The 10,685-nt window shown below is 50.0% G+C and carries 8 protein-coding genes and 2 pseudogenes; 5 read left to right on the top strand and 5 right to left on the bottom strand.

Annotated elements, in window-relative coordinates; genetic code table 11:
• Window positions 1-119: 119 nt before the first annotated feature.
• Window positions 120-383: pseudogene (locus C5S62_RS13085) on the bottom strand (ParA family protein); the annotation flags it as partial.
• A 432-nt stretch (window positions 384-815) separates the two neighbouring features.
• Between C5S62_RS13085 and mobA the strand changes: the two are divergent.
• From mobA to mobC, 3 genes are read left to right on the top strand one after another with little or no spacing between them, the layout of a single operon-like run.
• Entirely contained in the window at window positions 816-1,238 is a 423-nt protein-coding gene (mobA, locus tag C5S62_RS13075; RefSeq protein WP_104405759.1) for a conjugal transfer protein MobA, read from the top strand.
• On the top strand, window positions 1,223-2,491 hold the full coding sequence (mobB, locus tag C5S62_RS13070; RefSeq protein ID WP_104405758.1) for a conjugal transfer protein MobB: 1,269 nt from the start codon (window positions 1,223-1,225) through the stop codon (window positions 2,489-2,491). Before mobA ends, mobB begins: the two co-directional genes overlap by 16 nt.
• Before the next feature lie 19 nt (window positions 2,492-2,510).
• Window positions 2,511-4,520, top strand: a complete 2,010-nt coding sequence (gene mobC, locus C5S62_RS13065; protein ID WP_104405757.1) for a conjugal transfer protein MobC — start codon at window positions 2,511-2,513, stop codon at window positions 4,518-4,520.
• Between the two features lie 13 nt (window positions 4,521-4,533).
• On the opposite strand, the gene C5S62_RS13060 is transcribed toward mobC, so the two are convergent.
• The 3 genes from C5S62_RS13060 to C5S62_RS13050 are packed head-to-tail and all read right to left on the bottom strand — an operon-like array spanning window position 4,534 to window position 6,779.
• A complete protein-coding gene (locus tag C5S62_RS13060; RefSeq protein ID WP_104405756.1) occupies window positions 4,534-5,022 on the bottom strand; it encodes a DUF6650 family protein in 489 nt (162 codons plus the stop codon).
• Window positions 5,023-5,057: 35 nt separating this feature from the next.
• Window positions 5,058-6,068 carry a nucleotidyl transferase AbiEii/AbiGii toxin family protein gene (locus C5S62_RS13055; RefSeq protein ID WP_104405755.1) on the bottom strand — a complete coding sequence of 337 codons (1,011 nt, stop codon included), beginning with the start codon at window positions 6,066-6,068 and terminating at the stop codon, window positions 5,058-5,060.
• Between the two features lie 9 nt (window positions 6,069-6,077).
• Window positions 6,078-6,779, bottom strand: coding sequence for a DUF6088 family protein (locus tag C5S62_RS13050; RefSeq protein ID WP_007845725.1), 702 nt, complete (start codon window positions 6,777-6,779; stop codon window positions 6,078-6,080).
• Window positions 6,780-7,027: 248 nt separating this feature from the next.
• Between C5S62_RS13050 and C5S62_RS13045 the strand changes: the two genes are divergently transcribed.
• Both C5S62_RS13045 and topB read left to right on the top strand, forming a co-directional pair.
• Window positions 7,028-8,332: a DUF4099 domain-containing protein gene (locus C5S62_RS13045; RefSeq protein WP_104405754.1), complete on the top strand. Its 1,305-nt coding sequence runs from the start codon at window positions 7,028-7,030 to the stop codon at window positions 8,330-8,332.
• A gap of 25 nt (window positions 8,333-8,357) precedes the next feature.
• Window positions 8,358-10,445 (top strand): type IA DNA topoisomerase, encoded by a 2,088-nt coding sequence (topB, locus tag C5S62_RS13040; protein WP_104405753.1) that lies wholly within the window; start codon window positions 8,358-8,360, stop codon window positions 10,443-10,445.
• A 96-nt stretch (window positions 10,446-10,541) separates the two neighbouring features.
• On the opposite strand, the pseudogene C5S62_RS13035 reads toward topB, so the two are convergent.
• Window positions 10,542-10,634: pseudogene (locus tag C5S62_RS13035) on the bottom strand (dihydrofolate reductase); the annotation flags it as partial.
• Window positions 10,635-10,685: the final 51 nt, after the last annotated feature.

Below are 10,685 nucleotides of genomic sequence, written 5' to 3'. Positions count from 1 at the left end.
TTTGACATTGAACCCCGCCGTGCCAGGACAAGGATTCTCAAAACTACAAAAAAAATCCCCTGCCGTATCATCGACAGGGGTCATTTTTATTTTGCCCGAAGGGGTCAAACTCACGCGCCTTTTCCACTCAACCGGGTAAACTGTTCATACGCCATGCGCTTGTAATCTTCATCCGCCCCGACCTGCTCGGCATCCCGCTTTCGCATCCCGGCAATGGAGTGTTGCGGGTAGTCGCAATCGACCACCGCCACATCGTAGCCTTTGAGGTAATAGAGGTAACTCGCCGCCAGCACGGTAAAGGTGGTTTTGCCGACCCCGCCCTTTTGGGTGGAAAAGGCGACATAAAGGGGTGTTTTCTCGTTTTCCATATTGCTTCCGTTCATTATTGGTTGATAGATTTGTTTATTGCTTTCAATCATTCTTTCCTGATTGGAATATTTCTTTCAATCTTGCTTTCAATCTTGAAATCCGATGCAAAAAAAGGGAGAAAAAACGTCCCCTGAAAACCTTGTCCCGATTTGTCCTGCGCTGTCCCGTTTTGTCCATCAACCACCTATTTTACAGCATTATAAATCACCGTTACTTTGCAGCGGAGTAACGAACCGCAGGGGACGCAGGTGTAAAACCGGGCTGGTGAACGCAGGGCTTACCGTTCCACGCTAACCCCAATCCGTCCGTGACGGATTTCGATTTTCGTCAGAAAATAGCAAGGTGTGTTTTGTATGCTACAAAACCGTTTTCCGTGCCTGAAAACGCCTTGCCCCTTGCGGGGGTAAAAATCACTCCGAAGTCGTAATTTTTTAATCCAAAGAAGCATGGAAACAAGAAAACCTAACAAGGGCGGTCGCTCCGCCCTCGCAGACCCGGCGAAGCATCGCCATGTCCTTTACCTGAACGACCGGGAGAACGCCCGCTTCCTCTCGCAATGGGAGCAGTCGGGCGTTACGAGCAAGTCCCGTTTCATCGCCGCCCGGCTGTTCGGCGAGCCGTTCCGGGTGGTGAAAGTGGATAAGTCGGCGGTCGAGTATTGCGCCAAGCTGACCGAATTTTACGCCCAGTTCCGGGCGGTAGCGGTCAATTACAACCAAGTTGTAAAGGCTCTGAATAGTAACTTTTCGGAGAAAAAGGCACTGGCTTTTCTCTATAAACTGGAGAAAGCGACTACCGAACTGGCTGTGTTGAACCGTCAGGTTATCGACCTGACAAACGAGTGCAAGGAACTATGGTTGCCAAAATAAACACGGGCGGCAATATGTTCGGCGCACTGGCTTACAACCAAAACAAGGTGGACAGCGAGGAAGCAAAGGTGCTTTTCTCCAACCGGATGCTGTTGAGCGAGGACGGGAATTTCTCTATCGGCGAGTGTATGCGCAGTTTTGAAATGCAGATGCCCGTCCAGCTATCCACCAAAAAGCCGATACTTCATATTTCCATAAACCCGCATCCGGAAGACGTGCTGACCGACCAGCAGCTTTCCGACATTGCCAAAGAGTATATGCGGAAGTTGGGTTATGGCGACCAGCCTTATTTGGTGTACAAGCATACCGATATCGACCGCCACCATATCCACATCGTGGGATTGCGGGTGGACGAGAACGGCAGACCGCTGAATGACAGGTTCGAGCATCGGCGCAGCAAGCAAATCACCCGTGAACTGGAGAAGAAATACAACCTGCACCCGGCAGAGCGAAAGGAGCGTGCCGAACGCTCGGAACTTAAAAAGGTGAATTATGCCGCCGGGGACGTGAAACACCAAATCGGCAATACCGTGAAAGCGGCTTGCTATGGCTACCGCTTCCAGTCGTTCGGGGAATACAAGGCTTTGCTTGCCGCTTACAACGTGTGCGCCGAGGAAGTCAAGGGCGAGATAAACGGCAAGCCCTATCAGGGCATTGTCTATTCCGCCATGAACGACAAAGGAGAAAAGGCGGGCAACCCGGTAAAGGCTTCCCGCATCGGCAAGTCGGTGGGTTATGAAGCGGTACAGCGCAGAATGGAGAAATCGGGCGAAGCAATCAAGAACGGGAAACTGAAAGAGCGCACCCGGAAGATTGTCGCCACTGCCATGCAGACCGCCCGCAGCCGCAAGGAACTGGAACAACAGCTAAGGAAGCAGGGCATTGACGTGGTATTCCGTCAGAACGACAGCGGGCGCATCTATGGCGTTACGTTCATCGACCACGACAGCCGGGTGGTGCTGAACGGTTCACGCTTGGGCAAGGAGTATTCGGCGAACGTGTTCAACGAACGTTTTTCGGGCGAAACCGGAAAGATGCACCAGCCCGAAGTGGAAATACCGCAGCAAGACCAATCCACGCATCAGGAACAGCCGGGCTTCACGCCGAAATCCGACATCGTTTCGGGCGTGGCTTCCGTGCTGGGTGCTTTCGGTGGATTGTTGGGCGGCGGTGCATCAGGCGGTGACGAGCCGCAGGACACCGCCCGCCAAAAGAGAAAGAAGAAAAAGAAGCGCACAAGGCGCATCGACTAACTTAAAAAACATTACAATCATGCAACAGGAAGATGATTTGAGAGGGCTTGCACGGGTCATGGACTTTATGCGGGCAATCAGCATTATATTCGTGGGAATAAACGTGTACTGGTTCTGTTACTCCACCCTGAAAGAATGGGGAGTGACCTTTGAAGTGATAGACAAGATACTGTGGAACTTCCAGCGCACCACCGGGCTGTTCTCGTCCGTCCTTTGGACGAAACTTTTTGCGGTGGTGTTCCTCGCCCTGTCGTGTATCGGCACTAAGGGCGTGAAAGAGGAAAAGATAACGTGGACGAAGATACATTGCAGCCTTGCGGTAGGAGTAACTTTGTTCTTTCTGAACTGGTGGTTGCTGGAACTTCCGCTGCCACACACGGCGGATGCCGTGTTTTATATCGCCACGCTGTCGGTGGGCTATATCTGTATGCTCATGGCGGGTACATGGATGTCCCGGCTGTTGAAAAACAACCTCATGGAAGATGTCTTTAACACGGAAAACGAAAGTTTCCAGCAGGAAACAAGGTTTATCGAGAACGAGTATTCGGTAAATCTGCCTACCCGGTTCTACTATAAGAAGAAATGGAATAATGGCTGGATAAATGTCGTGAACCCGTTCCGAGCCAGCCTTGTATTGGGAACGCCGGGCAGCGGTAAGTCGTATGCAGTGGTAAACAGTTACATAAAACAGCAAATCGAGAAAGGTTTTGCGCTTTACTGCTATGATTATAAGTTTCCTGACCTTTCGGAAATCGCTTACAATCATTTGCTTAACCACTTGGACGGCTACAAGGTCAAGCCTAAGTTTTACGTTATCAACTTTGACGACCCCCGCAAGAGCCACCGATGCAACCCGATAAACGCCAGCTTCATGTCGGACATTGCGGATGCTTATGAAGCCAGCTACACGATAATGCTTAACCTCAATCGCTCTTGGATAAGCAAGCAGGGCGACTTCTTCGTGGAAAGCCCGATTATCCTTTTGGCGGCTATAATTTGGTATCTCCTTATTTATCAAGGCGGTAAGTATTGCACGTTTCCCCATGCCATTGAACTGTTGAACAAGAAATACGCCGATGTATTCACCATTTTGCGCAGTTATCCCGAACTGGAAAACTACCTTTCCCCGTTCGTAGACGCTTGGGAATCAGATGCTCAAGAGCAGTTGCAGGGTCAAATAGCCAGTGCGAAAATCCCGCTTTCAAGGATGATTTCACCCGCCCTTTACTGGGTAATGACAGGTGATGATTTTTCACTTGACATCAACAACCCGAAAGAGCCTAAAATCTTGGTTGTCGGCAACAATCCTGACCGCCAAAATATCTACTCGGCAGCACTGGGCTTATATAATTCCCGTATCGTGAAGCTGATAAACAAGAAAGGTCAGCTTAAAAGTTCGGTGATAATAGATGAATTACCGACCATATATTTTCGTGGGCTTGATAATTTGATTGCCACTGCCCGAAGCAACAAGGTTGCGGTTCTGTTAGGCTTTCAGGATTACAGCCAGCTTACCCGTGACTACGGGGACAAGGAAAGCCGTGTGATACAAAATACGGTGGGCAACGTGTTCAGCGGTCAGGTAGTCGGTGAAACGGCAAAAATACTGTCGGAGCGTTTCGGAAAGGTGTTGCAGAAACGGCAGAGCATGACAATCAACCAGCGGGAGAAATCCACCTCGATAAGCACCCAAATGGACAGCCTGATACCCGCCAGCAAAATATCCAACCTCACGCAAGGTATGTTCGTGGGTGCTGTGGCAGACAACTTCGATGAACGGATAGAGCAGAAGATTTTCCACTGTGAAATCGTGGTGGACAATGAAAAGGTGAAGCGGGAAACCGCCCGTTACGTGAAGTTGCCGCAGATAATCGACTTCACCGACAAGGACGGCAACGACCGGATGCAGGAGGAGATACAAGCCAACTATGACCGTATCCGTCAGGAAGTCCGGCAGATAGTCGAGGACGAGATAACCCGGATTAAGAACGACCCGGAGCTATGCCACCTGATAAGGGATGAAGAATAAACGGCGAGGAATATTATTCCTCGCTATCTTTTTCAGGCAATATTGAGGATAATTCATCTTCAATATCTATCCCATAAGCCACAGCCATTTGCGCCAACATTATACCAAATGTACCTCTTAATTCACCTAATGTAGAATTAAATTTCCAGCTACTTATACAATCATAATTGTGCAAATAAAAATGCACCTTATTATTCTCATTAGTATATTGATTTAAGAACTTCCTACATGCAATACGCATTGCTTTTAAGTAATTATAAAGATTGGTTTCTGATGATATATCTTGTATCTTATCTGTTAAAAAATGTCTGATTTCAATTATTGAATGAATACAATGGTCAGGACATTCTTGTTCATAAGGATTATATAATACTCTTTTATCTTCTAAAAAACGTATAATTTTAATTGCTTTTGTACGTTCTGTTTCAGATGGATTCCAAGATACACCAAAAATGGGGCAACTTACGCCAGTTAATCGTTCTATTATTTCCCTGAAAATCATATAATTATTTCTTATGTTTTTATATTAATCAACAGCTATTCTTTGCTTTGTTGCTTTATTCGGTAGGCTTCAAAGCGCACCAGTATTTCGTGTAGGTTCTCCAATGCTTCCACAGCCTTGCCTATCGGCGGCATCTTGCTTTTGTCAAAGGTCAGTTTCTTCAAATCGGTAATGTACGCCGTAGCCACTTCGGGTAACGCCATGACCGCTTCGGCATCCTTGAATATCGGTGCATCAGCCAGCGACAAGTGCGAACGGGAGTTTTTGTTTAGCCCGTCCTCTATCGTCACCCGGTACATGGCATCCAAGAAATCTTCCGAATGTAGGTAATCGTTATATTCCTGATTGTGGTAGAGTGCCGACAAGTCGTAAACGTCACGGATATGCTTTGCCAGCAGTGCGGCTGCATCCTCATTGTAAGACAGCTTTACCAGCCTTGAAACCTTGTCGCAGATAGTCTTTCGGGGGTTGATGCACTGCGTTTCAAAACTTCCCAACCTGTAGGTGCTTATCAGTTCCTCTTGCCCGATACTTTCAAGAAAGGCGGTCACAATCGATTTGATAACCCGCTTGTCTGCCGGGTAGAACATTAGTTTTTTGTCCGGCAGGTCACAAGACTTTATTTCTACTTCCAAATGTTCTTTCAGTCCCACGCCTTGAAATACATTGTCATACGAGAAATACAGTTTACGGTAATTACCGCCCGTTTCCGACAAATCTTCCTTGTATATGTCACTATTGAGTTCGGCTATGTATTTGGAAAGTTTCTTGTTCAATGTCTTTTCCGCCTGCTTGGACGCACCTTTATCACCCGTGAACACGAACAAGTCCAAATCTTCCGAGAAGCGTTCTATCAGCCCGTAGGCTTTGGAAAGTGAAGTTCCGCCTTTGAAGTAGGTCTTATCCGCATATTCGGACATGGAAATATCCCGCAGTATCTTCGATACCCAGTAATCCTTTTCCACGTGCGACTGCTCGTAGCCGAAATGTTCAGCCGCCAGTGCGATGATTTCCTTGAACGCTTCCTTGTCCGAATGTAAATTCATATTTCTGTCCTATGCCGTTTTATAATCCAAGTTGAACCGTGTCGTGGGAAGAATGGTCTTTGCCATTTCCGTTTGCAATACGGTTTGTCTGATGTCGCCCAGTATGTCTGCCACCACCTTTCTGACACGTGGCGGGTAACTTTTTGCCAAAGATACGATTTTTTCCAGTTCCGGCAGACTGTACCCGTTGAAATATTGGCTTTTGACCCGGTTGTAGATGTCCTGTCCGGTTGTTCCGGGTATGCGCTTCATGTCCTTTATCGCATCGAGCAGCCGCAAGTACGGGACAAGGCTTTCATCCGGATAATCCATGCAGTAGGCTTTCACGCACTCTATATCCAAGTTCTTGAAACGGAAACGGCGAACCGGATTTGGAGTGGCTATCGTTATGGTTGTGGCGACCTGTTCGGTCAGCCCCATTTTGTTATAGACGTAAGCTCCCGTGATATAGCCGTTCAGTTTTTCGGTAAGATAACGGAACTGTTCATCCTGATAGACGGGCAGCTTCCCCAATCCTAAGACAGATTTCTTGGGGCGGTAGTACGCCCCTTTTTCAACCCGTACCAGTACCCCTTTGCGGCTCTGTTCGGAGAGCAGCACCGCAACATTGGCGGTCTTTTCCGTTTCAAACGACAAATCTCGGAACGTGAATATACGCCCGGTATCTATCCGTTCAATCTGCCCAAGTATCTCTTTCCTGAATGAAGCCATATTTATGTACTTTGTTTCTATACTGCAAAGATAGTATATTATGTAATTACCTGCAAAAACATAACAAATATTTTGCCGAAGATGTTTTTATTTCTCCAACTGTTGGTTGGATATTTTCATCTGACCCGGACAAATCGGGACATCGCAGGACAAATTCGGACACCCCTTGCCGCCTATCCAAATATAGCATATTTAGTCGCTACCTTTGGGCGGGACTATTCCCGTAACCGCTAAAATTTCAATTATTTATGGCAAACAGAATGACCCCGCCCGCAGAGGGGCAGGAAAAAGACGTGCTGCTGGTCTTGGATAAACAGCAGGGCAAGGTGAGTGCCGTTAAGGGTATCGACAAGGAGGGCAATTTGCAGACCGTGCCGCCGACACAGGGCGGCGAGTTCATGCAGGTGGACAAGAACAGCGATGTGTTCAGCAACTTCATTTCCAATTTCTTCCGCAAGTTCCAGGACACTTCCGGGCTGGAACTGTTCAGTGTCAAGGCTTCCGAAGCGGAGCAGAACGCAAAGGCAATCGAGGACAACCACCGGAACCCGACACCGGAGGGTGACAAGCGGGCTGAAATGCTTCGAGTACCGAAGCCCGACTTCCACGAGTTCAAGCAGGGCTACCGCTTCGACCCGGCAAAAATCGACTGGGAGAACCTGAAAAAAGTCGGCATCACCGCCGACACCCTGAAAAACACAAAGGACTTCGACCGGGTGATGCGTGGCTACAAGTCCCGCAACACTTACACCGTTTCGGGAACGGTGGGCGGCTTCTACCTCAAACCTACCGATGTCAAGCTGTCTTTCTATCAGGCTAAGGACGGCACGGTAGTACCCAAGCTGCACGGCGTGCAGCAGGACGAGAAACTGTTGCAACGCCCGTTCCATGAACACGGGTCCACCAAGCAGGAACAGGGTAACTTGCAAGGCACTGGCAACTTGGGCGGCATCGCTGAAATCAAAGACCCGAAAAGCGGCGGGCAAATCCCCGTGTTCGTCAGCCGGGACAGGTACACGCACGAACTGGAGTACATGCGGGCAGACAAATGGAAATGCCCCGATACCATTTGCAACGTGAAAGTCAGCCCGGAACAGAAAGCCGCCTTTGAAGCCGGGCAAGCGGTCAAAATGGAAAACCTGCAATTCAGGGACGGCACACGGCGCAGTGCCTATTTACAGGTCAGTGCGGTGGAGCGTGGCTTGGAGTTCCTGCCGAGGTCTGCCGTCCAGTTCTTGCAGCAGGGGCAGCAGCCCGCAGAACAGCAGGTAGCTGGGTTAAATGACGGCAAGGGCGTTGAGTTCAACGGTCATGTGCAGCCCGGCGCACAGGGCAAATCTCCCGACAAGGTGCAGCCGAAAGACGTTACCCCCGCCGCCGAGAGCCGGACGCAGGTAGCGGTCAATTCGGAGGGCAAGACCAACGAAGCCACCAAGCAGGGCAAAGAGCCGTTGAAACAGGGTCAGGACAAGCCCACCGCCAAGCAGAAAGAGAAACAGGATAAGAGCCTGAAAGCGGACAAACCCAAGAAGTCCAGAGGAATGAAAATGTAGTACCCACCTTAAAAAGTAAAGAATTATGATTGCATTGATAGCAGAGAAGCCCAGTGTGGCAAAGGATATCGCCCGCATCATCGGGGCGACCCAGCGTAATGACGGTTATCTTTCCGGCAACGGGTATATGGTGACATGGGCGTTCGGCCACTTAATTCAGCTTGCCATGCCGGAAGCCTATGGCGTGGCGAACTTCCGCAGGGAGAGCCTGCCCATACTGCCGCCCGATTTCCAATTAATCCCCCGTCAGGTGAAAGTGGAGAAAGGTTATAAGGCAGACCCCGGCGTGCTGAAACAGTTGAAAGTGATAAAGGAAGTGTTCGACCAGTGCGACCGGATTATTGTCGCCACCGATGCCGGGCGTGAGGGTGAGCTAATCTTCCGCTACATCTTCCATTACCTGAACTGCCGAAAACCATTTGTGCGCCTGTGGATAAGCAGCCTTACCGACAAGGCAATCCGTGAGGGGCTGGATAACTTGCAGCCGGGAGAATGTTACGATAACCTCTACCTCTCTGCCAAGTCCCGCAGCGAAGCAGACTGGCTGATAGGGATAAACGCCACCCAAGCGTTGAGCGTAGCCGCCGGGCAGGGGGTGTTCTCGCTGGGCAGGGTGCAGACACCCACGCTCGTGATGATATGCAGCCGCTATTTGGAGAACAAGCATTTCGTACCCGCCAAGTTTTGGCAACTCAAAGCCCATACCACCAGCGGGGGAATAAGTTTCACCGCCCAAACGACCGCCAAGTGGGAGCAGCAGCCCGAAGCCATAGCCGCCCTGCAACGGGTAAAGGATGCCGGACAACTTGCCGTGAAATCCGTTGAGAGGAAAGAAGCCAGCCAAGAACCGCCGCTTCTATACGACCTTACCACGCTGCAAAAGGAAGCCAATACAAAGCTGAATTTCTCGGCTGACAAGACGCTTTCCATAGCGCAAAGCCTGTATGAAAAGAAAGTGATGTCCTATCCGAGAACCGGAAGCCGCTATATATCGGAGGACGTTTTCGATGAAATGCCGGAGCGTATCGCCCTGTTAGGGCAATACTCCCGCTTTGCCGGGTATGCCGCCGGGCTGGACGGCACACCCCTGAACCGCCGTAGCGTGAATGACGGCAAAGTGACCGACCACCACGCCTTAATCGTTACCGAGAACCTGCCCGGTGAACTCTCCAAAGACGAGCGGGCGGTTTACGAGCTGGTAGCCGGGCGTATGCTGGAAGCCTTTTCGGGCAAGTGCGTGAAAGACATTACCACCGCCATATTGTCGGCTGGAGATACTGACTTCACGGTAAAAGGGTCTGTGATGAAAGTTACCGGGTGGCGTACCGTGTTCGGCGAGCAGGAAACGGGAGGTGATGAAGAAGCCGCCAGCCTGCCGCCGCTCCAAGAGGGAGAATATTTGCCACTCTCCGGCGTGGATCTGCTCGAAAAGCAGACCAAGCCGAAACCGCTGCACACGGAAAGCAGCCTGCTTGCCGCAATGGAGAACGCCGGAAAGGAACTGGAAGATGCCGACCTGAAAGCCAGCCTGAAAGATGCCGGGATAGGCACACCCGCCACCCGTGCGGCGATTATCGAAACGCTGTTCGCCCGCCAGTACATCGTGCGTGAGAAGAAGAACCTTGTACCTACCGACAAGGGGCTTGCCGTTTATGGGATTGTCAAGGACAATAAGATTGCCGATGTCGAAATGACGGGTATGTGGGAAACCGCCCTTTCCAAGATAGAAGCGGGCTGTATGGATGCCGACACATTCCGAAAGGGTATCGAGGTGTACGCAACGCAAATCACCACAGAACTGCTATCGGTGCAGCTATCTGTTGCTATTGGTGAAACCTGTCCCTGCCCCAAATGCAATAACGGGCGCATCCTGTTCTACCCGAAAGTGGCGAAGTGTTCCAACGTGGACTGCACGCTAACCATATTCCGCAACAAGTGCGACAAGCAGCTTTCCGACAAGCAGATTGTCGAGCTGGTGACGAAACGCAAGACCGGGCTAATCAAGGGCTTCAAGGGCAAGAACGGCAAGGCTTTCGATGCTTCGCTGGTGCTGGATGAACAGTTCAATGTCGGTTTTTCATTCCCCGAAAAGAAAGCGAAACCGAAGAAATAGCCTATCTTTGCCGTTGAAATTTCATTGTGATAGGTTTTGCAACTTATAATAATTGAAATTTTAGTGGTTGCGCCCGGCGGGAACCGGGCGCATTTTTTATACGCTCCCGCCAAACAGGTAGGTCGAACAGACCACCCCGTTATCCAGCACCCTGCTTTCCGAAAGTTTCCACAGCGAGCCGGATGTTTCGGGTCAAGCCGAAAACACGGTGCATGAATTTTGAGAAAAGTGTTAAATTTG

It is taken from the genome of Prevotella sp. MGM2 (assembly GCF_002933955.1).
Lineage (GTDB): Bacteria > Bacteroidota > Bacteroidia > Bacteroidales > Bacteroidaceae > Alloprevotella.
Note: the sequence above shows the minus strand (reverse complement) of the source record. Positions and strands in the feature narration are given on the sequence as shown.